Below are 22,950 nucleotides of genomic sequence, written 5' to 3' on the forward strand. Positions count from 1 at the left end.
CATGACTATCACCGCAGGAACCTACACACTGGACGCAGCACACACCACCATCGGCTTCGTCGCCCGCCACGCCATGATCACCAAGGTGCGTGGCAACTTCACCGAGTTCGAGGGCACCCTGAAGGTGGGAGAGAACATTAACGAGTCCGCAGCTACCGCCACGGTGAAGACCGCGTCCATCGATACCAACAACGCCGACCGCGATGCGCACGTGAAGAACGAGGACTTTTTCGACGTTGAGAAGTTCCCGGAGATGACCTTCACCGCAACCAAGTTCGACGTGAACGAGGCAGGCGAGGGCATGGTCACCGGTGACCTCACCATCAAGGGCACCACCAAGTCCGTTGACTTCAAGGTAGAGGAGACGGGCGTGGCCGAGGATCCCTTCGGTAACACCCGCCTGGGCTTCGCGGCTAAGACCTCCATTAACCGCCTCGACTTCGACATCGACTTCAACGCTCCGCTGAAGACCGGCGGCGTGCTGGTCTCCGAGGAGATCAAGATTGAGCTCGAGGTCTCTGCCATCAAGCAGTAAGCCATCAAGCGCGAAACCTCGCCGTAGGAAGTAGTTCTAAGTTGTTGCCCGTAGTGCCCATTCCGGTACTGCGGGCAACAACTTTTTAACAACTAAAGGCCCAAAACCGAGTAATAAACAACTCTGAAACAACTCCCAAACAACTTGAACAACGCTCTGGACTGCATGTTCTAGATTAATTCTGAGTCAGAAGCTGCCATATTAGCCAATAGTTGTTTATTAGTTGTTGCGGAGTTGTTTGAAACAACTCTGCTACACTACGGGACCATGAGAGAGGACGAACTCGAATTCATCATCCAGGCACTGCGCTCGATTGAAGCCGGCGCAACCGCCGATAGCCTGGAATCCGAAATTCTCGATTTTAAAGAGGATCCCGCCGTCCACCCTCGAAATCGCAATCCAGACGCGTCCCTTGTTGAATTCCTCATCGATGAAGCCGTGTGCTTTTCCAATGCCGATAACGGGAACGCTTTCATTGTGCTTGGAGTCGCAGACAAGAAATCTGGACCAGAGGCATTTACAGGCACCCAACGGGAATTGGACTGGCTCATAAGAAAGATCTTTGAAGGAACACAGCCCAACATCCACATCGAAGCAGAGGAGCTGGAGTGGTGCGGAGCCCGGCTCATCGTCTTACGCGTTCCCCGTGGCATCACGCTGTATCAACGCCCAAAGGGACAGGCGAGCAAGCGAGTTGACACTCGCTGCGTACCACTCACCGAGCATCAACGCCGCGCACTCTTCTTTGAACGCGCCAACCCGGATTACACTGCTCACCCCTCCCGGCGAGGGCTTGAGGAACTCGATATGACGGCCGTCGATCAGGCCCGACACCTCCTAGCCCAAGCGAGGGCAATGTCCGGTTCCCAGGAGCCTGTTCCCGCGACGGCCCGCGAACTCTTGGGAGAATTAGGACTGCTGGATGGCTCACTAAAGCCCACATACGCGGCCGAAATCCTTTTCATGCCTCCGGTATCCCAGCAGGTTACAGTTCGGCACCTCCTCCGTCTTGTCCCTGGCGGTGAGCCGAGAACAACAGAAATCTCTGCGCCCCTCATCACCACATACTTGCGGTTGAAAGAGCTAATTCGAGTCAATGCCCAGCAAGAAGTGGAGCGGATCGCCCTTGCCACGGGTCAAGAAGTATCGATCAAGGCTTTCCCAGACACCGCTGTCGACGAGCTTGTCTCTAATGCCTTAGCCCATCGCGACTGGGACGCATCGGCTGCAGTAGTCATCGACCAATCTCCCATAGCCTTCTCTGTATGGTCTCCCGGTGGTCTTCCCACAGGTGTACAACGCGATCGGGTTCTCACAACACAATCAATTCCCCGAAATCCCCGCCTTATGACGGCGTTAAGGATGCTGGGGTTAGCAGAGGAATCCTCCCGTGGATTCGACCGCATGTGGGCATCCATGCTGTCGAGTGGTCGCCATATTCCGGAACTTCGCGCCGAGGAATCCTTCGTCGAAGTTACTTTGTCCTCTGGGCGCGTTGACACCGCGTTCGTTAAGTCCTTGACCGAACTCAAAGGTGCTTTCGGCGCTGAGCCTTTCGACAGCGTCAATGGTCTCATCATTGCCCGTCACCTTATGGACAACCAGATCCTGCTGTGTCACACTGCTGCCCAACTCATGCAAGTCAGCGAAGATCAGGCTGCAGACACCCTACGGTGGTATGAGAGCCTCGGTTTCGTAGAACAACTACGTGAAGCGCGAGAGTGGATACTTACCACCAAGGCACGATCACTGATGGGGCTTCACATAGAGGGACACATTGCAGCAACGTCCGTTCAGGATTGGATCCTGGCTCAACTCAAAGAAGGAGCTGCGCTGAATACGCGTAAAGTCGCCGAAGAACTGGGAGTAGACCGGGCAATTGTCACAGGAATACTGCGCCACCTAAGAACTATAGGCCAAGCGCGCATCGATCCTGATGGCCCACAGCGCGGCCCCAACACGCGGTGGATTCTTTCATGACCACCCTGTGATACACACCGCAGCGAGGTTTAAGATGTAGCGCATGACTACCGCAAACCTCACCCATGCAGAAGCTTCCGCCCGCAGCGCCGCGCTGCGTTTGAGCACCTACGAGCTGCACCTCGACGTCACGAGTGCGCCAACCGACGCCGACTCTTACGAGGTCACCTCGCGCATTACGTTCACCACCACCGAGCACGAGACCTTCGTGGATTACTTGGGCAAGGCCGTGCATACAGTGCACGTCAACGGCGAGGAGGTGGAGAACACCTTCGACGGCGGACGGGTTTACCTGAGCAACCTTCCAGTGGGGGAGGAGCTCACCGTGGAGATCACCGGCTCCTCCTATTACTCCCGCACTGGCCAGGGTCTGCACCGCATGCACGACCAGGCCGATGACACCACCTACCTCTACTCGCACCTCGAGCCATCTGATGCCCGCCGCATCTTCCCCTGCTTTGACCAACCGGACCTCAAGGCCAGCTACGAGGTGCACCTCACCGGCCCGGAAGGCTGGCAGCTGCTCAGTAACCAACCGGAGGTCAGCCGCGAGAAGACCGAGGGTGGGGAAGTAGCGCACTTTGCCCCGACCCCGCTGCTGTCGACGTACTTGACGGCGTTTTCGGCGGGGCCGTACGTCGAAAAGCACAGCACCTGGACCGCACCCGATGGATCCCTCAGCGTGGAACTGCGCGCCTTCGCCCGCGCCTCCATGGCGGAGTACCTGGATGATGAAATCCTGCAGGTCACCGCACAAGGCATGGACTTCTTCCACAACAACTTTGGCTATCCCTACCCGTGGGGCAAGTATGATTCCATCTTCGTTCCGGAGTACAACCTGGGTGCCATGGAGAACCCCGGCCTCGTAACCTTTACGGAGCATTACCTCTTCCGTTCCGCCGCCACCCGCGCGCAGCATGCCGGGCGCACGAATACGATCCTGCACGAGATGTCGCACATGTGGTTCGGTGACCTAGTCACCCCGCAGTGGTGGGATGACCTGTGGCTCAAGGAGTCCTTCGCGGAGTTCATGGGCGCGGATTCCTCGGTGCACGCCACCGAGTACACCGAGGCGTGGGTCAACTTTGCCGGCCAGCGCAAGAACTGGGCCTACCTGCAGGATCAGCTGCCCACCACGCACCCGATCAAGGCCGAGATCCCGGACGTGGATGCCGCGCGTCAGAACTTCGACGGCATTACGTATGCCAAGGGTGCTGCAGTGCTCAAGCAGCTGGTGCACTACGTGGGCCGGGAGAATTTCTATGCCGGCGCGCGTGACTACTTCCAGGAGCACGCCTTTGCTGCCGCCACCTTCGAGGATCTCCTTAAGGCCCTGAAGAAGCACACCGACCGCGACCTCGACGCTTGGTCCACAGCCTGGCTGCGCACGTGGGGCCCGGATACGCTGACCCCGGAGTTACACGCGGACGGCGATAGGATTCACGAGTTAGCTATCGCTGTCGAGGCGGAGGACACCACGCGCCCGCACCGCCTCAACGTGGCGCTGTTCGATAACTCCCTGAAGAAGTACGCCACCCTCGACGTCGATCTGGAGGGCGAGCGCACTATCCTCGACGAGGCTTCTGGGCTTCAGGCACCGGCGTTGTTGCTGCTGAACGACGGCGACCACACCTACGCCAAGGTCCGCTTCGATGAGACCTCCTTGAAGACCATTCGCGCGCGCTTGTCTGAAGTTCCGGATGAGCTCTCCCGAGCGGTCATCTGGACCTCCCTGTGGAACCTCACCCGCGATGGCGAGTGGCCGGTGCGCTCCTACCTCGACACCGTGCTGAAGCACGCTCCGGCGGAGTCCAACCCGACGCTTCTGACCACGGCCTTTGCCAATGCCCGCTATGCCATCGACCACTTCGTTAGCCAGGAAGAACGCGAGGAGATTCGCTCCGATTATGCCGAGCGGCTGTGGGAGGTGCTGCAAGACGCCCCGGCTGGTTCCGACGCGCAGCTCACCTTCGCCCGAGCCGCCATTCAGGCGCTCGCGGCCACCCCGGAGGAATCCGGCACGCAGCGCCTGCGTGCGCTTTACGACGGATCCCTCGACGGCCTCGCCCTCGACCCGGATATTCGCTGGGCCATCCTCCGCGCCTTGGCCGCCCGCGATGCCATCAGCACCGAGGAGCTGGAGGCTGAGAAGGAGCGCGATAACACGCTCACCGGTGCCGCCGCCTACCTAGGCGCCTCCCACGCCTTCCCATCTGCCGAGCTCAAGCGCGAAGTCTTTGACCTCGTGCGCACGCCGGGCACGTACTCCAACGCGGAGGTGGATTCCCTGCTCGCAGCGTTCAACGCACCGCGCTCAGCCCACCTCACCGAAGCCTTTGCCCAGGAGTATTTCGATTCTCTGGCGAAGCTCTGGACGGAGCATCCCATCGAGATTGCCAACCGCCTCGTGCGCGGTCTTTACCCAGATCTCGCGATGGCCGACGCCGCCACCAGCGAATTCCTGAGCAAAGATCGTCCGCGCGCGCTGCGCCGCGTGCTGCTGGAATGCCAGGATGCACTGCGTCGTGCGTACCGTGTCCGTGCCGTGCAGTAAGCACGGCACATTAAACGCGGCACGTGAGACGCTTCGCGTAGCGGATAGCAGAATCTTCCCGTAAACTCGCAACCACATCAACGGGGGGACAATCACAAACCATCGGCTTCGGCCGGGGACTGTGTTGACCCACTTGTCATTGCTCAAGTTTCCGGGGGGATTCTTAGTGTCAGCACAGCCGACCGATCGTGAACTCGTCGACGCCTTCATTGGTGGAGATACCAAGGCCTTTTCGGCAATCGTCGAAAAGCACCGCGCGCGCCTGACCGCCATGGCGCGACGCTATACGCGCAACGATGATGATGCGCAGGACATTGTGCAGGAGGCCCTGCTCAAGGCCAGCTGCAACATGGCCTCCTACCGGCACGATGCCACCCTGAGCACGTGGCTGCACCGGCTGGTAATGAACTCCGGCTATGACTTCCTCAACCATCGCTCCAACCGGGAAAACGCCTCCCTCGATGCAGAGATCATTGAGGATGACCGCAATTATGCGCTCGCGCACAACCCCAGCGAAAACCTGGCGGAACGCATCACGGTGGCCCAAGCGATGGAAACCTTGCGCCAGGACCAGCGCGAGGCGCTGTACCTCACCGACGTGGCTGGTTATCCCATCGATACCGTGGCCAAGGTGCAGGGTGTTGCGCCGGGCACGGTGAAGTCGCGCCGAGCCCGGGCTCGGCAAGTGTTGCGTGCGGCGATAGACTGAGGGCGAGTAGAATCTGAGTCTTACTTAAAAAGAATCGTTTCAAGGGAGTTTTTAGTGACTATCCACGATGTCGCCATCGTCGGCTCCGGCCCCGCCGGCTACACCGCAGCGCTCTACGCAGCACGCGCCGAACTCAATCCCATCGTCTTCGAGGGCTTTGAATACGGTGGCGAACTCATGAACACCACCGAGGTCGAGAACTACCCAGGCTTCCAGAAGGGAATCATGGGCCCTGAGCTTATGGAAGAGATGCGCGCTCAAGCCATCCGCTTCGGTGCCGACCTTCGCATGGAAGTTGTAGATTCCATCGAGCTCGAAGGCGAGGTGAAGAAGCTACACGTGGGCGACGAGGTTTATGAAGCCCGCGCTGTCATCCTCGCTACCGGTGCCGCTCCGCGCTACCTGGGTATTCCGGGCGAATCTGAGCTGACCGGCCGCGGCGTGTCGGCGTGTGCCACCTGCGATGGCTTCTTCTTCAAGGACCACAACATCGCCGTCGTCGGCGGTGGCGATTCCGCCATGGAAGAGGCCACCTTCCTCACCAAGTTCGCCGAGACCGTCACCATTATTCACCGCTCGGAGAACTTCCGCGCCTCCAAGATCATGCTGGAGCGCGCCAAGGAGAACCCAAAGATCAAGTGGCTGACCAACACCACCGTCGAGCGCGTCCTGGAGAAGGACGGCAAGGTCGGTGCCCTCGAAGTCAAGAACGTGCTGACCGGTGAGACCAGCGAGCTGGATTTGACCGCCATGTTCGTAGCCATTGGCCACGACCCGCGCTCCGGCTTCCTCAACGGCCAGGTAGAGACCGATGAGGCTGGCTACGTGGTGGTACAGCAGCCCTCCACTAAGACCTCGCTGCCAGGTGTCTTTGCCTGTGGTGACTTGGTGGATGACCACTACCAGCAGGCCATCACCGCTGCGGGCTCCGGCTGCCGCGCGGCCATTGATGCGGAACATTTCCTGGCTGAGAACCGTTAGTAATCACATGAGCAACATTAAAAACGTCACTACTGATTCCTTCCGCGCTGACGTCGTAGAGGCAGGCAAGCCAGTCGTCGTGGACTTCTGGGCCGAATGGTGTGGTCCGTGTAAGAAGCTGTCCCCGATCCTTGAGGAGGTCGCCGAAGAACTCGGTGAGGACGTCTCCGTAGTCAAGGTCAACGTGGATGAAGAACGCACTTTGGGTGCCATGTTCCAGATCATGTCCATCCCATCTGTGCTGATTTTCAAGGACGGCGAGAAGGTCGATGAGTTCGTTGGCTTGCGTTCCAAGGCCGACATCGTGGCGCAGGTAAAGAAACAGCTCTAACTGGTATTCTTTAACTCGTTGTTGGCGCACTGTAGTGCGCCTCCTTGATCACGAAAGGGGTAGGTGTGAACCGCGTTTTACGTGTAGGTGACCAGAGCGTTCGGGTCGCCGAAGCACGCGCAACCCTTGCCCGCCTCGGCCTGATGACTGACTACCAGGGGACGTTGTCCGACTGGAAGAAGCAAAAGTACTCCGAAGCCGATAAGCACTTTGATAGCGAGCTAGCGGAAGTACTTAAGGCCTTCCAGCAATCACGCGGCATTGTGCCCAGCGGCGATATCGATGAACTCACTTTGCGTGAACTGCGCCAAGCCTCCTACACCTTGGGTGCGCGCGTGCTGGCCTATGAGCCTGGCAACGTGCAGGTGGGCGACGATGTCTCCCAGTTGCAGCAACAGCTCCAGGAGCTCGGCTTCTACCAGGAGCGCATCGACGGCAATTTCGGTGCCCGCACCTATGCAGCGCTGGCGGAATACCAATTGAACTCTGGACTGCGCAGTGACGGAATTTGTGGCCCGGAGACCATCAACGCGCTCAACCTACTGGGTCGGCGCATCACCGGCGGATCAGCGCACAACATCCAAGAGCGCGAGCGCGTCCGCAACGCAGGGCCCCAATTGGCCGGCAAGCGCGTTGTCATCGATCCCAGCCTGGGCGGTTTCAACAAGGGCCGTACGGTCAAGGGCCGCTTTGGTGACATCACTGAGGAAGAGATCCTCTGGGATTTGGCCGAGCGAGTTGCTGGCCGCATGATTGCCGCCGGCATGGAGACCATCATCTCCCGCCCGCGTACCGATGATCCCTCTATTCATGATCGCGCCGACATTGCCAATGCCTTTGGCGCTGACTTGGTCATTTCGCTCGCCTGCGACGAGTACCCCACAGAGAAGGCCAATGGCGTAGCCACCTTCTACTTCGGTTCTGAGTCCGGTAACTCCTCGCTCATTGGTGAAACGCTCTCCGGCTTCATCCAGCGAGAGATCGTTGCCCGCACCGAGCTGGGCAACTGCCGCAACCACGGCCGCACCTGGGCGCTGCTGCGCCTGACCCAGATGCCGGTGGTGCAGGTCGTGCTGGGCTACCTAACCAGCCCCAAGGACGTGACTATTCTGGCCAACCCAGATCGCCGCGATGACATCGCCGAGGCCATCGTCGTCTCCGTCAAGCGCCTGTACCTTCTTGACGATGACACTGCCGTCACCGGCACCTACCGCTTCGACGAGCTGCTGCGCGCGGAGCGCTCTTCCTAACGGGCTTAGGGGGAACCATCCTGTATCTAGGCTAGGGCGCGGGCGAGGAGGTCCTCCACGGCGGCAGCCGTCAGCAGATCGAAAGCTGGGGGCAGCTCGAGTCGCAGGCGCGGGGTAATGGGGTGATCACGCTCCACCCTGAAACCGGCGGATTCCAGCGTTTCCACCGGTAATAGGCCAATACGGCCGGGCTTAGCCCGCAGGAGATTCTCGGCGGCGCGAGCATCGCGGTAACCAAAGGCCTCAACGGCGCTAGCTTCGCGGGAGGTGAGGTGCATGATGGTGGCATCGAGAAGCACCGCCTCCAGGCCCTTCGCCGCGCGGTGCGATTTCACGAAAAGCGAGGACACCAGCACCGCGTCCTCCGAGACGGGGGAGGTGGGTAGCTTCGCGGCACCGGGGGCAAGATCGGGCGGGCAAAAGAACACTGTGGCCTCATCACCCACGGTAAAACCGCACTCACCACAGCGCAGCAGCGTGGCACTGATCCATGCTTCCTTCTCGAAAACAGGATCAGCGACCGTGGTCTTCAGCTCCCAGAAGATGGATCGAGCCGCCAAGGGGTTGATGGCAACACCTTCCTTGACGGCCTGAACGAGCATGGTCAGCTAGCTGCTTTCCTTACCCTCAATGAGGGCCAGAATACGCTCGAAATCTTCCTGGTCGCCGAATTCGACGACCATCTTGCCTTTGCGCTTGCCCATGGTGACGGTGACCTTGGTGTCGAAGCGATCGGCCAAGCGCTCAGCGGAATCAGTAAAGAATTGCGGCTGCGGGGCGGCAGGTTTCTTGGTTGGCTTGGCCGGCTTACCGTCCCGCTTATACAGGGTGACGGCTTCCTCCGTAGCGCGCACGGACAGGCCCTCGGCCACAATGCGGTTGGCAATGAGCTCCATGGCTTCAGCATCCGGCAGGCCCAGTAGCGCGCGGGCATGGCCACCGGACAAGGTGCCAGCGGCAACGCGCTTCTGCACATTGACCGGCAGCTTGAGCAAGCGGATCATGTTGGTGACTTGAGGGCGGGAGCGGCCGATGCGATCAGCCAGCTCGTTCTGGGTCACGCCGAATTCTTCCAGCAGCTGCTGGTAGGCGTGAGCCTCTTCCAGCGGGTTGAGCTGTACGCGGTGGATATTCTCCAAAAGCGCGTCCCGCAGGAGGTCATCATCCTTGGTATCGCGCACAATGGCCGGGATGGTGGCCAGGCCCGCCTTGGAGGAGGCACGCCAGCGGCGCTCACCCATGATGAGCTCGAAGCCACCCTCCTCAGCGGGGCGCACAACGACCGGTTGCAGCAGGCCAAACTCCTTGATGGAGTGGACCAGCTCCGCCAGCTCATCCTCGTCGAAGACAGTACGTGGCTGCTTCGGGTTGGGCATGATATCCCCGACGGAGATCTCGCGGTACGTCGCACCAATCACCGAAGGCTTGGCCTGCCGCTTCTTCGAGCCAGAAGACTGCTGGATGGTGGGCGCTCCCTGCACCTTTTTCGGCGCAGATCCGTGAGCCCCGCCTGTCGAAGCGCCAAGGATAATGTCGGCCGCCGAATCCCCCAGGCGTGGTTTACGGGAGGGCGCACCCGGGCCGGACGGAATGAGCGCGGCCAGGCCCTTGCCTAGGCCGCCCTGGCGCTGCTCCGGCTTCTGCTCTGCCTTCTTATCTGCCACGGTGTCCTATCCTTCCAATTCCGCGAAAATCTCTGGGCTCACGCCAATGGCACCCGTGGTGGGGTGCGGTGTGTAGTCTCCGCGCTTATCCAACTCGCGCGCGGCGGCGGAGTAGGCGCGAGCACCCGTCGACGACGGGTCATAAGCGATAACTGTCTTACCATAGCCCGGCGCCTCCGAAACGCGAACGGAGCGCGGGATAACGTTGCCCAAAACGACGGCGCCGAATTGCTCGCGCACCTCATTGGCCACCTGTTCAGCCAGCTTGGTGCGGGCATCGAACATAGTCAGCAGCACGCCGGAAATGTGAAGGTCCTCGTTGAGGTGCTCCCGAATCATGGAAATATTGCCCAGCAGCTGGCCCACGCCCTCCAAGGCGTAGTACTCACACTGGATGGGAATAATAACTTCTTCTGCACACGTCATCGCATTGATGGTGAGCAGGCCTAGGGAAGGTGGGCAGTCGATAAAGACGTACTCAAAGCCGTGCTCCTCAAGGAAGCCGTTGTGCAGAGCGTCATAGAGGCGGAACTCGCGGCGAACCAGGGAGACCATTTCGATCTCTGCACCGGCGAGGTCGATGGTGGCTGGGATGCAGTAAAGGTTCTCATCGTCGGGAGAGTGCTGCATCGCATCCTCCGCGCTGCAGTCCCCCAACAAAACCTCATAGCTGGATTTAGTGCCGGAGGTGTGCTCCGCTCCTACTGCGGTGGAGGCATTGCCCTGCGGGTCCAAGTCGATCACCAGGACCTTCTTGCCGGCCTCAGCGAGCGCGGCGGCAAGGTTGACGGCGGAGGTGGTTTTACCCACGCCACCTTTCTGGTTCGCGATGGTGATAAGACGAGGATGAGTCATGCCGTCTACTTTAGTTCACGCGCGGGACACGGATAATCGTGGTGCCGTGGATGGTCATGACCTCGGCTTTTCCGCCGCCGGCGCGCTTGATATCAGCAGCATCGCGCTCCAGTTCCTCGTAGACAGAGGAACCCTTCAACGCGATCATCTCCCCGCCCTTGCGCACCAGCGGCAGGGACCACTTGGCCAGTTTGCCCAGCGGGGCCACGGCGCGGGAGGTGACGATGTCGGCACCCTTAACGGCCTTCTTGACCGGGCCCTCCTCGGCGCGGCCGCGAATGACGGTGACGTTATCCAGCCCCAGTAGGTCGACGACCTCGTTGAGGTAGGTCGAGCGTTTGAGCAACGGTTCGATGAGGGTGATCTTCAGATCAGGGCGCGCGATCGCGAGCGGGATGCCGGGCAGGCCGGCGCCACTGCCGACGTCGATAAGCGTGGCGCCCTGCGGCATGACTTCGGCGACCACGGCGCAGTTGATGAGATGGCGCTCCCAGAGGCGCGGGACCTCGCGGGGGCCTATAAAACCACGGGTGGACCCGTCCGTAGCCAGCGAATCGTGGTATTTCTGCGCGAGCGGCAGACGCGATCCGAAGACGTCAGACGGGTCCAGTGGCACAGTGTCGGACACAGATTCAGTCACTGTGAAAACTCCTGGGTTAAGTTCTAGTTGTTCTTGCGGCGCTGCTTCTTGGAGCGATTGTCCTTCTTGCGTGCGCCCGGCTTCGGAGCAGAGGTGCGCTTGAGCTCAGCCTTAGCGGCTGCCTCCTCTTCTTCCTCGCGGTCCATCTTGGCGTAGACGATGCGGGTCTGGAAGAAGGTCCACACGGTGTTGGCCAACATGTAGAAGAGAAGGCCGATGGGCCAGATGAAACCGGAGAACACCAGCATTGCCGGCATAAACCACAGCATCATCTTGTTCATCATGGCCATCTGCTGCTGCATCATCTCCGCATTCTGACCCTGTGGGGTAGCAGTCTTGCCGGCGGCGCGGCGAGCCTCCTGGCGGTTCAACGTCATGCGAGCGTTAAAGTGCGTCAGCGTCGCAATGATGGCGATGAGCGGCACGATGATGACGGCCGCCTGGGCGGTGGTGGTTTCCTTAACAATTTCCAGCCCCGAGTTGAGGCGCAGGTTGGCCACCAGCGGTACGCCAAAGATCTTCGCGTCCACGAACTGCTTCACCAGCTCGGGCTTGAAAATGTAGTTCGCAATGGAGGCGTTCATCTCCTCCGACATGGCGTCACCCGCCGGGTGGCCAATGCCACCGGCGACAGCAACAGTGCGGTCGAAGGAGCGCAGCACGTGGAACAGACCAATGAACATCGGGATCTGCGCGAACATAGGCAAGCAGCCCGCCACCGGGCGCACGCCAGATTCCTTGTAGATGCGCTGCATCTCCTGCGCCGCCTTGGTCTGGTCATTGGCGTACTTGGTGCGCAGTTCCTGGATTTGCGGCTGGATCTCCTGCATCTTGCGGGAGGAGCGCAGCTGCGTGATGGTCGGCTTGACCATGATGGCCTTAAGCGTCCACGTCAGAAGAACGATGGCAATGATCCAGGTTCCGCCCCATGCGGAATCAAGAACGAAGCTCAAGAGCCAATGCCAGAACCACAAGACGGCTGAAATTGGCCAATAGATGAAATTAAGCACGAGAGTTGTTTACCTCAGTTGTTGTTTGGTCGGTACCGGATCAAACCCGCCCGGGTGCCAGGGACCGCACTTGCATAACCTGGCAAGCGCCATGCCCGTCCCCTTGAAGGCTCCATGGATGGAAATGGCTTCGAGGGCATAGGCACTGCACGTCGGTTCAAAACGACAGGTGGAGACCATCTTAAGGCCTGACAAGTGCTTTTGGTAGAAGCGCACCCCGTGAACTAGGACTCTTCCGAAGCCGCGGGCTTCGGGAATCTCCTCACCTTGGGAGTTCAGATATCCCATGTGCGTAGCGCTTTGCGGATATCACGCTCAAGGCGCTCACTGGTGGCATCACCGCTGGCGGGCAAGGCGCGGATAACGATGTCAACGTTGGCGGGCAGCATTGTCCCTTTGACACCATCGCGCATGAGGGACATGCACACATGACGAAGCCGTCGGGAGGTGCGGTGGCGAACCACGGCATTCCCGACGGCCTTCGACACGATGAGACCGAACCGCGGCCCAGTGGCCGCGATGGCGTCTTCACCGTCATTAAAGCGCAAATGCACGACGACAGTGCGCGTGCCCGCCCGGCGCCCGCCCTTGATGGTCCTCCGAAATTGCCTCGGAGATGTGAGCTTGTGCTGGGCTGGAAGCATGAATTAAGCGGTGAGCTTAGCGCGACCCTTCTTGCGACGAGCGGCGACGATGGCGCGGCCGGCGCGGGTGCTCATGCGGGTACGGAAGCCGTGCTTGCGAGCACGACGACGGTTGTTCGGCTGGAAGGTACGCTTACCCTTTGCCACGATTAACTCCTTGAAGTTGTTGGTGGATGGCACAGCTTCGCGCCACTGGTGGCGCTGGGCTTAAACATCCACTGATGAATGGTGTACGTGGGGATAAGGCTTCGCACTTTAAGCGCCGTGAGGCGTGGCGAGGCATTCCCACATGCAACATGTGCACCATGCACTGTTGCGATAGACCATCACAGGTTACGTGACAGATAGTGCGCGAAACAAATCGACACACTGGGTGTCCCCGAAATTACAAAGATGTTTTTATCCGCAGCTAGAACGCCACTTTTTGCCCACATGCTGCGCGGCAAGCGCCGCCTCCTGCCGTCCACCCACCGCGCTAGGCGCCACTGTGTCAAGCGCGCATAAAAGCGCGTTAGACAGCGCCCTTATAACGCGGTACAACTGAGGAATCTAATTCCACAGTCACCCACAGAATGTGGATAACTCTCAATCATAACTTGAGACTTTTGCTGTTTGCGCAGGTCAACTGCGTTAAGGAGCCAATTCATAGTTATCCACAGCCATGAGATAGGCTGTGGATAAACCACCTATTCACACCTGTGGATAACTTTGTGGAAACCGAGGTTACGCGCTAAAACATCGTGTGGAATCTCCGGTGGAAATCACAAACTTCTTGTGATTTCTCGTTCCGTATCTCTTTCTTATCCATCCGTCCATCCCCGATTCTCACCCAGAGTCACGCAGTAAATATTTGGTTCTCAAGGCCACTTCTTCCCAGAATCAAATAGGTGTGGCCGCCTCTTCGGCAGCACCGCGTGAACTCTAACTACACAGAAGGTAGGCGTTGTGTCCGATCCGCAAGCAGCCCTCCGGGCCAGCTGGAAAGCTGTGGTCAGTGATTTGCTGGCTCAGTCCGAGCAACCAAGCTCGGATGTCCCCAACTTCTCCCATAGCCAGCGCCTCAACCTCCAACTCGTCGAGCCCATCATGATCGGTGATGGCTATGCGTTGATCGCCGCGCCACACGAGAACGCCAAAACTGTCATCGAAACTGAACTAGGGGAATACATCACCCGCGCTCTATCGCAGCACATGGGTCGCCCCTGTTCTTTGGCCGTGACCATTGCGGCACCCCCGCAGCCGGCACCACAGGAAGAGCCTCCAGCACCCGCACCTCAACGCCCTATCCAAACCGAGGCTCCCGAGCACGGCATGGGGCACCAGGCGCAGGCTTTCCAGCAGCCCACACCGCCCGCTCCAACCTCCCAGCCAGAAACACCAAGCCACCATCAGCCGCGCTCATGGGAGACTGCGCATTCCCCAGCCAGCCTCGATGAATTGGCGCAACACTACAGCGAGCAACAAAGCACCGCACCCAGTGGCTACCCCGAAGCAGCCGGGGCACGGATCCCGCGGGAGGAGCCAGCGCACAACCCGAACCGAGAAAAGTCTCTCAACCCGAAGCACACCTTTGAGAACTTCGTCATCGGTTCCTCCAACCGCTTTGCTAACGGCGCCGCCGTGGCCGTCGCGGAAAACCCCGCGCGCGCCTATAACCCACTCTTTATTTGGGGCGGTTCCGGCCTCGGCAAAACGCACCTGCTGCACGCAGCCGGCAACTACGCCCAGGTCCTGCACCCGGGACTGCGCGTGAAATACGTGTCCTCGGAGGAATTCACCAACGACTACATCAACTCCCTGCGTGATGACCGCCAGGAATCCTTCAAGCGCCGCTACCGCAACCTGGACATCCTCATGGTCGATGACATCCAGTTCCTAGAAGGCAAAGAGTCCACCCAGGAGGAGTTCTTCCACACCTTCAATGCGCTGCACCAGGCCAACAAACAGATCATTTTGTCCTCCGACCGTCCACCGAAGCAGCTGACCACACTGGAAGATCGCCTCCGCACGCGCTTCGAGGGCGGATTGATTACGGATATTCAGCCGCCAGACCTAGAGACGCGCATCGCTATCCTCATGAAGAAGGCCTCCGCGGACGGCACAGACGTCGATCGCTCGGTTCTCGAGCTCATCGCCTCTCGCTTTGAATCTTCGATCCGCGAGCTCGAAGGTGCGCTCATCCGCGTTTCTGCCTATTCCTCTCTGGTCAACGAGCCGATCAGTTTGGAGATGGCGGAGATTGCTCTGCACGATCTGGCCCCGGATTCTGCAGATCGCCAAATCACCGCGGCAGCCATCATCGAGGTGACCGCGGATTACTTCAACATCGACGTGGATACCTTGCGCGGTTCTGGTAAGAAACGCGCCGTGGCTCACGCCCGTCAGCTAGCGATGTATCTGTGTCGCGAACTCACTGAGCTCTCCCTGCCAAAGATTGGTGACCAGTTCGGCGGCAAGGACCACACCACCGTCATCTATGCGGACCGCAAAATCCGTAAGGAGATGACTGAGAACCGGAATACCTACGACGAGATCCAGGCGCTGACCCAGCGCGTGAAGAACCACAACCAGCGTTAGCACCACGCAACGCTTGGCGACGCCCCTCCCACCTTCCCCGCAGCAACCTCCCCCGCGGGTGTGGGCAGGGGCGTCTTTGCGATCCGCCAAAAAGTTATCCACACCGTTATTCACAGCTGTGTAATTCCATTGTTGTAATTTGTAGATCCTTGTCACATTTTCTTCTTCCACAGCAGATCAGAGGGCACATCGCCCTTGTGGTTAACCCTGTGATCAGCAGGGATAGATCTGGGGATGGATTGTGGATAACTTTGACCCCGACCCAGTTACTCACATTTCTTGTCATTTGATCACAGTGATCCCACACCCTGACTCACAGATCGATTCGCGGCTCAGAGCTTGGCTTTTGCTAGGTTGTCCACAGATCCCACAGCGCTTATTACTACTCCTATTTTGTTTTCTCCCTAACTAAGAAGAAAAAGGATGTGTGTGATTCGTTGGCGCCCGGCCTGACCGCACGCCCTCATCGAGAGCACAGAAGGTAAATGACAAAATCCTGTGCTTCGGCGCTGATCCTGTAAGTTGGAGTGAGCTTGCAAGAATCTTCCATCCGCAACTAGAGGAGCGTCTCACCACCATGGAGCAGTCCGTGTCATTTCGCGTTGCCAAAGATGACCTCGCCAACGCCGTAGCGTGGGTCGCGCGCAGCCTTCCCTCGAAGGTCACCCAGCCGGTACTGCGCGCCATGCTGATCACCGCGGATGACAATGGTTTGGAATTCACCGGCTTCGACTACGAAGTTTCCACCCGTGTGCGTATCGCCGGCATGGTGGATGAGCCGGGACGCATCGCCGTGGCCGGTAAGTTGCTTTCCGACATCGTTGCTTCCTTGCCCAACAAGGAAATCGAGATGACCCAGGAAGACAACAAAGTTCTGTTGACCTGTGGTTCCTCCCGTTTCGAGCTGCCGCTCATTCCGCTGGATGATTACCCTCAGCTCCCTGTTTTGCCGGAGGTCACCGGCACCATTAACCCGCAGCTCTTCGTGGAGGCCATCAGCCAGGTCGTTGCGGCTGCCGGCAAGGATGACACCCTGCCGATGCTCACAGGTGTGCACATCGACATCAATGGTTCCCACGTGGAAATGACGGCGACGGACCGTTTCCGCCTGGCCATGCGCACCTTCGAGTGGGAGCCGGTATCTCCTGATGTCCAGGCCAAGCTTCTTGTCCCGGCCAAGACGCTGCAGGAGACTGGCCGCTCCTTGGACACGCACCTCAACATCCCGGTAGAAATTGCCGTGGGCACTGGTGACAACATCGCTGCGGAAGGCCTTTTTGGCCTGCATGCGGATAACCGCGAGACCACGACCCGCATGTTGGACGCGGATTTCCCCAACGTGGCACCGCTGCTGCCCAAGACCCACAGCGCCATGGCCAGCATTGAGGTTGCTCCGCTCCAGGAAGCGATTCGCCGCGTCTCGCTGTTGACGGATCGCAACGCTCAGATCCGCATGGAGTTCAGCGAAGGTGAGGTGACCTTGGCGGCCGGTGCGGACTCTGGTCGTGCAAGCGAGACCTTGCCGTGCGCCTTCAACGGCCGTGAGGATTTTGTTATTGCCTTCAACCCGTCCTACCTCAAGGATGGTTTGGCTGTGGTTCACACGGACCGCGTGGTCTTTGGCTTCACCGAACCTTCGCGCCCGGCAATCATGATTCCGGAACCGGAAGAGCTGCCGGTAGCCAACGAAGACGGCTCTTTCCCGACCCCGGAGACTGATTTCACCTACCTCTTGATGCCAGTGCGCTTGCCAGGCTAGGCCATATGTATATTCGCGATCTCGATGTCAGGGACTTCCGCTCCTGGCCCGAGCTCACCCTCAGGCTGAAACCGGGAATTACCTTGTTTGTCGGCCGCAACGGTTTCGGCAAGACCAATATCGTCGAGGCCATCGGGTATACCGCGCATCTATCCTCACACCGTGTGGCCCACGATGCCCCCCTCGTGCGCCAGGGCGCACACAATGCTCGTATCTCCGCCACGGCGGTGAACCAGGGCAGAGAGCTCACTGCGCACCTACTGATCAAACCCCACGCGGCCAACCAGGCGCAGATCAACCGTACGCGCCTGAAATCCCCGCGTGAGCTACTAGGCGTGGTGAAAACCGTGTTGTTTTCCCCCGAGGATTTATCGCTCGTACGCGGCGAACCGGCAGCGCGCCGCCAGTATCTGGATGACATCATTGCCTCGCGCACGCCGCGTTTGGCTGGTGTGAAGGCCGATTATGACAAGGTGCTCAAGCAGCGGAATGCGTTGTTGAAGTCGGCGTCGCCAAGCTTGCGCCGCGGCTACAGCGACAGTGATGGTGCCTCGGCGCTGGCGACTCTCGACGTGTGGGATACACAGCTGTCTTCCCTCGGCGCGCAGGTGATTCAGGCACGCCTTGCGCTTGTCGACGAACTCCGCGAGCTCATCCCCGCCGCCTATGCCGGGCTTGCCCCGGAATCGCGGCCGGCGAATATTGAGTACAAGTCCACGGTGGATATTTCTGATCCTGAGGTCATCGAGGCCATGATGCTCACCGAACTCGCTAGCAAGCGCCAGCGCGAGATCGAACGCGGTATCTCGCTTGTTGGCCCGCACCGCGATGACCTGCTGCTTAATCTAGGAGCGAGCCCTGCCAAGGGCTTTGCCAGCCACGGCGAGACCTGGTCCTATGCCATCTCCCTGCGGTTGGCGGAGTTCAACTTGTTGCGCCAGGACGGCACTGATCCGATCCTCATCCTCGATGATGTCTTCGCTGAGCTGGACGCCAAACGCCGCGAAAAGCTCGTTCACCTCGCGGCAGGTGCGGAACAGGTGCTCATCACCGCAGCTGTGGATGAGGATCTGCCCGGCAACTTGCAGCCCATCGAACGTTTTACGGTCACGGTCTGCGATACCGATGAGGGCCGAATCTCCGAGATCGCTCCGTATACGGCGGGCGGTGACGAGGATGACTGAACAAGACTTTGATCCGGTTAAGGCGCTTTTTGAGCGCACGCGGAACAATTCCAAAAATCCGCCGAAGCTCAATAAGCCGGCGCCCAAAATGAACTTAGCCCAGACATCTTCAGAGAAGCAGCCAAAGCCCTATCAGCGTGGTCGGCCGAGCGGTCCCGATGGCCGTCGCAGGCGACGGAGCCTCGAGATCCCTAGCCTCGGCGCGCAGATCCAACGAGAGATTGGCAAGCGCGGCTGGGAACACGAATTGGCCCATGGCTGGGTCATGGGCAATTGGGAAAACCTCGTCGGCGAGCGCATTGCTGCGCATACGCAACCGCTCAACATCAAAGAGCAGGTTGTCTACGTGGCGTGTGATTCCTCCAGCTGGGCTACCGAGTTGCGCTACCTGCAGCGCCCCATCTTGCAAAAAATTGCGGATCGCCTGGGCCCAGACGTGGTGGTTAAGCTGCACATTCAGGGTCCTAAGCAGCACCGGAATTACGAGGGCCGCCAATGGGTCAAGCCGCAGGGTTCGCAAGATACCTACGGCTGATTTTCGGCGACCGCGAAATTCACGCAAATTTGGGGCTCTCACGGGCGTGCAGTGCCCTTGCGTGGGGGGACACAGTGTAGAATGGCTAGAGTCTTAGATTTAGCTCTAGCCAAAAGGAGAACACGAATCCGTGGCTGAACAACACGCATATGATGCGGGGTCAATCACAATTCTGGAGGGCCTCGAGGCCGTCCGTAAGCGCCCCGGTATGTACATCGGCTCCACCGGTGCCCGTGGCCTGCACCACCTGATTTGGGAGATCGTTGACAACTCCGTCGATGAGGCGATGGCAGGTTATGCCGACAAGGTCATCGTCACCCTCCGTGAGGATGGCGGCATCGAGGTCATCGATAACGGCCGTGGTATCCCGGTGGAGATGCACGCCTCTGGCGTTCCCACCGTCCAGGTGGTCATGACCCAGCTGCATGCCGGCGGTAAGTTCGACTCTGAATCTTATGCCGTGTCCGGTGGTCTGCACGGCGTGGGTATCTCCGTGGTCAACGCTTTGTCCACCCGTGTGGAGGCGGACATCAAGCGCGATGGTAAGCACTGGTACCAGAACTTCAACAATGCCATCCCCGATGAGCTTGTCGAAGGCGATAATGCTCGCGGTACCGGTACCACCATTCGCTTCTGGCCGGACCCGGAAATTTTCGAAACCGTCGAGTTTAATTACGACACGATCGCTCGCCGCCTGCAGGAGATGGCCTTCCTGAACAAGGGCCTGACCATTGTGCTGCGTGACGAGCGCGCTATCTCCAAAGAACAGGCCGAGCTAGAGGAGATCGCCGAAGCCGGCGACTCCGCCGTGAGCCTGAGCTCCCTCGATGAGAAGGAAAAGTCCGACAAGGACGGCGAGGATAGCGAGGAGAAGACTTCCAAGAAGAACAAGGAAGTTATTTATCACTATCCGAACGGCCTGCAGGACTATGTTGAGCACCTCAACAAGACCAAGACCGCCATTCACCCCACCATCGTTGCCTTCGACGTCAAGGGTGAGGACCACGAGGTCGAAATCGCACTGCAGTGGAACCAGGGCTACAAGGAATCCGTCCACACCTTTGCCAACACCATCAACACCCATGAGGGTGGTACGCACGAGGAAGGCTTCCGCGCTGCGCTGACCTCCCTGATGAACCGCTACGCCAAGGAGCACAAGCTCCTCAAGGAAAAGGATGGCAACCTTTCCGGCGATGACTGCCGTGAAGGCCTTGCTGCCGTTATTTCCGTCAAGGTGGCGGACCCACAGTTCGAGGGTCAGACTAAGACCAAGCTTGGTAACTCGGAAATTCGTGGTTTTGTCCAGCGTTCCGTCAACGAGCACCTCAATGATTGGTTCGACGCCAACCCGGCTGAGGCAAAGGTCATCATCAATAAGGCCGTGTCCTCCGCGCACGCCCGTGTGGCCGCACGCAAGGCTCGTGAGCTCGTGCGCCGTAAGTCTGCCGGTGACCTCGGCGGCCTGCCGGGCAAGCTAGCGGATTGCCGCTCCAAGGACTCGAAGCGCACTGAGCTTTATATCGTGGAGGGTGACTCCGCAGGCGGTTCCGCTAAGGGCGGCCGCGATTCCATGTTCCAGGCCATCCTGCCGCTGCGCGGCAAGATCCTCAACGTGGAAAAAGCCCGCATGGACAAGGTTCTGAAGAACGCTGAGGTCCAGGCCATCATTACCGCCCTGGGTACCGGCATCCACGAAGAGTTTGATATTTCCAAGCTGCGCTACGACAAGATTGTGCTCATGGCCGATGCCGACGTGGACGGCCAGCACATCGCCACGCTTCTGTTGACTCTGCTCTTCCGTTTCATGCCGCAGCTGGTGGAGGATGGCCACGTCTTCCTGGCTAATCCGCCGCTGTACAAGTTGAAGTGGGCGAAGGGCCAGCCGGGCTACGCCTTCTCCGATGCCGAGCGCGATGAGCAGCTCGCCGAGGGCCTGGAAGAGGGCCGCAAGATCAACAAGGATGACGGTATCCAGCGCTACAAGGGTCTGGGTGAGATGAACGCCGCCGAGCTGTGGGAGACCACCCTGGATCCGACCACCCGCGTGCTCCGTCGCGTGGACTTGGAGGATGCTCAGCGCGCCGACGAGCTCTTCTCCATCCTCATGGGTGATGACGTGTCTGCTCGCCGCTCCTTCATTACCCGCCGCGCGAAGGACGTCCGCTTCCTTGACGTCTAAGCGCTAGGTAAAACCCGCAAAGACCAGCACCTCATATGAGGCGCTGGTCTTTTTTCGTCATCAAGCGCGCTCTTAGACAGTGCCCATGTGGCGCTGCAGAACGCGGCCGATGGTCGCCACGTTAGGTTCCAAGATGGAGGAGGCTTTGCCGCGCAGTGACTTGTAGGTGCGAGCGATGCCAGGAGCCTTTACGTCCTCAGCGGCTTTGTCCGCAGTAGTCAAGATGACCTCTGTAACCTCAGCGCTGCGTCCGTCCAGGTAGGTGCCGAAGTCAGACTGCTCAGAGCCCTCGAATTCCTTCCAGTAGGAATCCAGGCTGTTAAGCAGCTCCGGGAGCATCTGGTGGATTCCCTTGGATAAGACCTTAGAATCTGCCTTCTTTGCGGCGGCTAGAGCGCCCTTGAAGGCCATTCCGGAAATGCCAGAGAGCGAAGAGACGGTGTCATCGGCGGCCGTGGCCAAGTCCGCCACCACGGCGTTGCGGGTAGGGGATTGGAGAAGCTGGGTGAGGTTTGTCATACAGGCGAGCTTACTGTGCCGGTGCGCTGGATCCTGCCTTGAGCGCGGCGAGCTGGTCAGCAATCTCCGGGAAACCATTGGTGCGGGCAAGGCGCTCGAGGTCAAAGTCGAGGCCACCTTCGTAGAGGCGGTTGTTCTCGGAAGAACCGGAGGAGCCGGCCATCCCGATTTGGGCGGCAAACTCGTCCACCTGGGCGCGCAGTGCCGGGACATTATCCACTACCAACTTGAGCAGTGCTGCTGCGGCGGCGATGCTACCGCCGATGATGAGCGTCATGTCGATCGGCGTGGAACCGGTCAGGGAGGAGCCTGCTTCGCCCTGCTGGAAGTTGGGGTTCTTGTTGTTTTGCCAGTCATTGTCAGCAGTCTTAGCACCCGCAGCCGGCGTCGCGGCAGTGGCGAGGGTAGTGGCAACGACACCAGCGGCTAGAAACTTCTTCAAAGACTTCGAAGGCATAGGGGATTCCTTTCTACAAGGGAATAGAGACTTCTTTATCATGTTTAACTTACATAACTTCTGCAACAGAAAGATAGACCTCCGTGCAAAATCGCGCGAATTCTTCGTTCTTTCCACTCAGAGCGGGGACCGCGCGCAAGACTGTTTCTAGTGATTCTGCCGCCGCAGAGCGGCTGCCATGAACGGAAATTCCCTCAATGGTGGCCGTGCTCGCTGCCGCCGCGGCGGCCAGGGCGGCAAAGTTTATAACCCGCACCCGATAGGCCTGGCAGAACTCCCGCGCGACGAGGAGCAGCTGTTCTGCGCTCATTGACGCCCTCCCCGGGCTTGGCGGATCTCCGCTTCTAATTCTGAACGCCCAGGCAGCAGCCGGCGCGCGGTGTCCTGCACGGCGGCATCCGAGAGGGTTCGTGCTGCTGCCGCAACGATGGCGCGGACCACCGTCTCGTGCTTGGAGGTTCCTTGCGCGGAGGCCAGCAGGGTCAGCGCGTGGTCTTGTTCCGGGGTCAGGCGCAGTGTCATAGCCATAGCGCGAATGGTATCACTGTGATACCACAGCCGTGCCACAAACGGCCTTATACGGCCCT

At 59.4% G+C, this 22,950-nt stretch carries 24 protein-coding genes; 12 read left to right on the plus strand and 12 right to left on the minus strand.

Annotated features, from left to right (window positions below):
* Position 1 precedes the first annotated feature (1 nt).
* From HMPREF2996_RS11360 to HMPREF2996_RS11390, 7 genes are all read left to right on the plus strand, one after another.
* Positions 2-535: a YceI family protein gene (locus HMPREF2996_RS11360; RefSeq protein WP_070444547.1), complete on the plus strand. Its 534-nt coding sequence runs from the start codon at positions 2-4 to the stop codon at positions 533-535.
* A 267-nt stretch (positions 536-802) separates the two neighbouring features.
* Positions 803-2,515, plus strand: coding sequence for an ATP-binding protein (locus tag HMPREF2996_RS11365; protein ID WP_070731418.1), 1,713 nt, complete (start codon positions 803-805; stop codon positions 2,513-2,515).
* A gap of 43 nt (positions 2,516-2,558) precedes the next feature.
* Entirely contained in the window at positions 2,559-5,069 is a 2,511-nt protein-coding gene (pepN, locus tag HMPREF2996_RS11370) for an aminopeptidase N (RefSeq protein WP_070731419.1), read from the plus strand.
* A gap of 166 nt (positions 5,070-5,235) precedes the next feature.
* Positions 5,236-5,778 carry a sigma-70 family RNA polymerase sigma factor gene (locus HMPREF2996_RS11375; protein ID WP_010188059.1) on the plus strand — a complete coding sequence of 181 codons (543 nt, stop codon included), beginning with the start codon at positions 5,236-5,238 and terminating at the stop codon, positions 5,776-5,778.
* 54 nt (positions 5,779-5,832) lie between these two features.
* Positions 5,833-6,759, plus strand: coding sequence for a thioredoxin-disulfide reductase (gene trxB, locus HMPREF2996_RS11380; protein WP_070444543.1), 927 nt, complete (start codon positions 5,833-5,835; stop codon positions 6,757-6,759).
* Between the two features lie 7 nt (positions 6,760-6,766).
* Positions 6,767-7,090 (plus strand): thioredoxin, encoded by a 324-nt coding sequence (gene trxA / locus HMPREF2996_RS11385; RefSeq protein WP_070444541.1) that lies wholly within the window; start codon positions 6,767-6,769, stop codon positions 7,088-7,090.
* A gap of 65 nt (positions 7,091-7,155) precedes the next feature.
* On the plus strand, positions 7,156-8,340 hold the full coding sequence (locus HMPREF2996_RS11390; RefSeq protein WP_070444539.1) for an N-acetylmuramoyl-L-alanine amidase: 1,185 nt from the start codon (positions 7,156-7,158) through the stop codon (positions 8,338-8,340).
* 26 nt (positions 8,341-8,366) lie between these two features.
* Here HMPREF2996_RS11390 and HMPREF2996_RS11395 read toward each other — a convergent pair whose 3' ends face one another.
* From HMPREF2996_RS11395 to rpmH, 8 genes are read right to left on the minus strand one after another with little or no spacing between them, the layout of a single operon-like run.
* Positions 8,367-8,942, minus strand: coding sequence for a hypothetical protein (locus tag HMPREF2996_RS11395; RefSeq protein WP_070444537.1), 576 nt, complete (start codon positions 8,940-8,942; stop codon positions 8,367-8,369).
* A gap of 6 nt (positions 8,943-8,948) precedes the next feature.
* A complete protein-coding gene (locus HMPREF2996_RS11400; RefSeq protein ID WP_070731420.1) occupies positions 8,949-10,004 on the minus strand; it encodes a ParB/RepB/Spo0J family partition protein in 1,056 nt (351 codons plus the stop codon).
* A gap of 6 nt (positions 10,005-10,010) precedes the next feature.
* Positions 10,011-10,859 carry a ParA family protein gene (locus tag HMPREF2996_RS11405; RefSeq protein WP_070444533.1) on the minus strand — a complete coding sequence of 283 codons (849 nt, stop codon included), beginning with the start codon at positions 10,857-10,859 and terminating at the stop codon, positions 10,011-10,013.
* A gap of 10 nt (positions 10,860-10,869) precedes the next feature.
* Positions 10,870-11,499: a 16S rRNA (guanine(527)-N(7))-methyltransferase RsmG gene (rsmG, locus tag HMPREF2996_RS11410; protein ID WP_070444530.1), complete on the minus strand. Its 630-nt coding sequence runs from the start codon at positions 11,497-11,499 to the stop codon at positions 10,870-10,872.
* Positions 11,500-11,522: 23 nt separating this feature from the next.
* Positions 11,523-12,509 carry a membrane protein insertase YidC gene (gene yidC / locus HMPREF2996_RS11415; protein ID WP_070444528.1) on the minus strand — a complete coding sequence of 329 codons (987 nt, stop codon included), beginning with the start codon at positions 12,507-12,509 and terminating at the stop codon, positions 11,523-11,525.
* A 9-nt stretch (positions 12,510-12,518) separates the two neighbouring features.
* Positions 12,519-12,797 (minus strand): membrane protein insertion efficiency factor YidD, encoded by a 279-nt coding sequence (gene yidD, locus HMPREF2996_RS11420; RefSeq protein WP_070444526.1) that lies wholly within the window; start codon positions 12,795-12,797, stop codon positions 12,519-12,521.
* The gene (gene rnpA, locus HMPREF2996_RS11425; protein ID WP_070444524.1) at positions 12,785-13,153 is read right to left on the minus strand and encodes a ribonuclease P protein component; all 369 of its coding nucleotides are present in this window, start codon (positions 13,151-13,153) and stop codon (positions 12,785-12,787) included. The genes yidD and rnpA overlap by 13 nt, the downstream gene beginning before the upstream one ends.
* Positions 13,154-13,156: 3 nt before the next feature.
* Positions 13,157-13,300 (minus strand): 50S ribosomal protein L34, encoded by a 144-nt coding sequence (gene rpmH, locus HMPREF2996_RS11430; protein ID WP_003847033.1) that lies wholly within the window; start codon positions 13,298-13,300, stop codon positions 13,157-13,159.
* Between the two features lie 798 nt (positions 13,301-14,098).
* Between rpmH and dnaA the strand changes: the two genes are divergently transcribed.
* The 5 genes from dnaA (at position 14,099) to gyrB (ending at position 21,387) form a co-directional block, all read left to right on the plus strand.
* Positions 14,099-15,730 (plus strand): chromosomal replication initiator protein DnaA, encoded by a 1,632-nt coding sequence (gene dnaA / locus HMPREF2996_RS11435; RefSeq protein WP_070444522.1) that lies wholly within the window; start codon positions 14,099-14,101, stop codon positions 15,728-15,730.
* Positions 15,731-16,307: 577 nt separating this feature from the next.
* Entirely contained in the window at positions 16,308-17,489 is a 1,182-nt protein-coding gene (gene dnaN / locus HMPREF2996_RS11440; protein WP_070444520.1) for a DNA polymerase III subunit beta, read from the plus strand.
* Positions 17,490-17,494: 5 nt separating this feature from the next.
* On the plus strand, positions 17,495-18,673 hold the full coding sequence (gene recF / locus HMPREF2996_RS11445) for a DNA replication/repair protein RecF (protein ID WP_070444518.1): 1,179 nt from the start codon (positions 17,495-17,497) through the stop codon (positions 18,671-18,673).
* Positions 18,666-19,208 carry a DciA family protein gene (locus HMPREF2996_RS11450; RefSeq protein WP_070444516.1) on the plus strand — a complete coding sequence of 181 codons (543 nt, stop codon included), beginning with the start codon at positions 18,666-18,668 and terminating at the stop codon, positions 19,206-19,208. Before recF ends, HMPREF2996_RS11450 begins: the two co-directional genes overlap by 8 nt.
* Positions 19,209-19,338: 130 nt before the next feature.
* Positions 19,339-21,387 (plus strand): DNA topoisomerase (ATP-hydrolyzing) subunit B, encoded by a 2,049-nt coding sequence (gyrB, locus tag HMPREF2996_RS11455; protein WP_070731421.1) that lies wholly within the window; start codon positions 19,339-19,341, stop codon positions 21,385-21,387.
* 72 nt (positions 21,388-21,459) lie between these two features.
* Here the strand turns inward: gyrB and HMPREF2996_RS11460 are convergent, their stop codons facing one another.
* Genes HMPREF2996_RS11460 through HMPREF2996_RS11475 form a run of 4 tightly spaced genes read right to left on the minus strand, consistent with a single transcriptional unit; the run spans position 21,460 to position 22,891 of the window.
* A complete protein-coding gene (locus tag HMPREF2996_RS11460) occupies positions 21,460-21,906 on the minus strand; it encodes a DUF6918 family protein (protein ID WP_070731422.1) in 447 nt (148 codons plus the stop codon).
* 10 nt (positions 21,907-21,916) lie between these two features.
* Positions 21,917-22,363: a hypothetical protein gene (locus tag HMPREF2996_RS11465; protein WP_070444510.1), complete on the minus strand. Its 447-nt coding sequence runs from the start codon at positions 22,361-22,363 to the stop codon at positions 21,917-21,919.
* 49 nt (positions 22,364-22,412) lie between these two features.
* Positions 22,413-22,673: a cell filamentation protein Fic gene (locus HMPREF2996_RS11470; RefSeq protein WP_070731423.1), complete on the minus strand. Its 261-nt coding sequence runs from the start codon at positions 22,671-22,673 to the stop codon at positions 22,413-22,415.
* The gene (locus tag HMPREF2996_RS11475) at positions 22,670-22,891 is read right to left on the minus strand and encodes a CopG family transcriptional regulator (protein WP_070444506.1); all 222 of its coding nucleotides are present in this window, start codon (positions 22,889-22,891) and stop codon (positions 22,670-22,672) included. Before HMPREF2996_RS11475 ends, HMPREF2996_RS11470 begins: the two co-directional genes overlap by 4 nt.
* Positions 22,892-22,950 lie beyond the last annotated feature (59 nt).

The organism is Corynebacterium sp. HMSC066C02 (assembly GCF_001814945.1).
In the GTDB taxonomy this organism is placed as follows: domain Bacteria; phylum Actinomycetota; class Actinomycetes; order Mycobacteriales; family Mycobacteriaceae; genus Corynebacterium; species Corynebacterium aurimucosum.

Excerpts from the sequence above, each read along its gene's own strand:
- HMPREF2996_RS11475 (WP_070444506.1), bottom strand. The coding sequence starts at position 22,891 with ATGGCTATGACACTGCGCCTGACCCCGGAACAAGACCACGCGCTGACC.
- HMPREF2996_RS11395 (WP_070444537.1), bottom strand. The coding sequence starts at position 8,942 with ATGCTCGTTCAGGCCGTCAAGGAAGGTGTTGCCATCAACCCCTTGGCG.
- HMPREF2996_RS11405 (WP_070444533.1), bottom strand. The coding sequence starts at position 10,859 with ATGACTCATCCTCGTCTTATCACCATCGCGAACCAGAAAGGTGGCGTG.
- HMPREF2996_RS11465 (WP_070444510.1), bottom strand. The coding sequence starts at position 22,363 with ATGCCTTCGAAGTCTTTGAAGAAGTTTCTAGCCGCTGGTGTCGTTGCC.
- HMPREF2996_RS11450 (WP_070444516.1), top strand. The coding sequence starts at position 18,666 with ATGACTGAACAAGACTTTGATCCGGTTAAGGCGCTTTTTGAGCGCACG.
- pepN (WP_070731419.1), top strand. The coding sequence starts at position 2,559 with ATGACTACCGCAAACCTCACCCATGCAGAAGCTTCCGCCCGCAGCGCC.
- rnpA (WP_070444524.1), bottom strand. The coding sequence starts at position 13,153 with ATGCTTCCAGCCCAGCACAAGCTCACATCTCCGAGGCAATTTCGGAGG.
- trxA (WP_070444541.1), top strand. The coding sequence starts at position 6,767 with ATGAGCAACATTAAAAACGTCACTACTGATTCCTTCCGCGCTGACGTC.
- HMPREF2996_RS11460 (WP_070731422.1), bottom strand. The coding sequence starts at position 21,906 with ATGACAAACCTCACCCAGCTTCTCCAATCCCCTACCCGCAACGCCGTG.
- HMPREF2996_RS11365 (WP_070731418.1), top strand. The coding sequence starts at position 803 with ATGAGAGAGGACGAACTCGAATTCATCATCCAGGCACTGCGCTCGATT.
- HMPREF2996_RS11360 (WP_070444547.1), top strand. The coding sequence starts at position 2 with ATGACTATCACCGCAGGAACCTACACACTGGACGCAGCACACACCACC.
- recF (WP_070444518.1), top strand. The coding sequence starts at position 17,495 with ATGTATATTCGCGATCTCGATGTCAGGGACTTCCGCTCCTGGCCCGAG.
- dnaN (WP_070444520.1), top strand. The coding sequence starts at position 16,308 with ATGGAGCAGTCCGTGTCATTTCGCGTTGCCAAAGATGACCTCGCCAAC.
- yidD (WP_070444526.1), bottom strand. The coding sequence starts at position 12,797 with ATGGGATATCTGAACTCCCAAGGTGAGGAGATTCCCGAAGCCCGCGGC.
- HMPREF2996_RS11470 (WP_070731423.1), bottom strand. The coding sequence starts at position 22,673 with ATGAGCGCAGAACAGCTGCTCCTCGTCGCGCGGGAGTTCTGCCAGGCC.